The 387-nt window shown below is 67.7% G+C and carries 1 protein-coding gene; it reads right to left on the bottom strand.

What is annotated here, in order from left to right; translation table 11 throughout:
• On the bottom strand, nucleotides 1–387 hold a 387-nt coding region (locus KI686_RS17415), incomplete at both ends, for an amino acid permease (protein WP_237590297.1).

The following is a 387-nucleotide window of genomic DNA, read 5'->3' as shown; positions in this document are numbered from 1 at the left end:
AGCACCATCGCCGCCTGGCTGAGGCTCTCGGCCTGCACCGTGTATGCCGCGCTGGAAGCGACGGGCGCGTCGCCGAGCAGCATCCGCACCAGCCCGGTGCCGATCATCACGACCACCGAGCTGATGAACACGTACGTCGGGATCGCGAACACGGTGGATGCCTCGCGCACGCCGCGCAGGTTGACGATGACGATCAGGATCACGAAGCCGACCGCCAGCTCCACGCGCCACGGGTTCAGACCTGGCACCGCCGAGATGATGTTGTCGACGCCGGACGCGATCGACACGGAGACGGTGAGGACGTAGTCGACGAGCAGCGCGGCCGCGACGATCACCGACGGCACCTCGCCGAGGTTCTTCTGGGTCACCTCGAAGTCACCGCCGCCG

Source organism: Polaribacter sargassicola, assembly GCF_021991835.1.
GTDB classification, from domain to species: Bacteria; Bacteroidota; Bacteroidia; order Flavobacteriales; family Flavobacteriaceae; genus Polaribacter; species Polaribacter sargassicola.
This window is presented reverse-complemented; position numbering and strand designations above follow the sequence as displayed.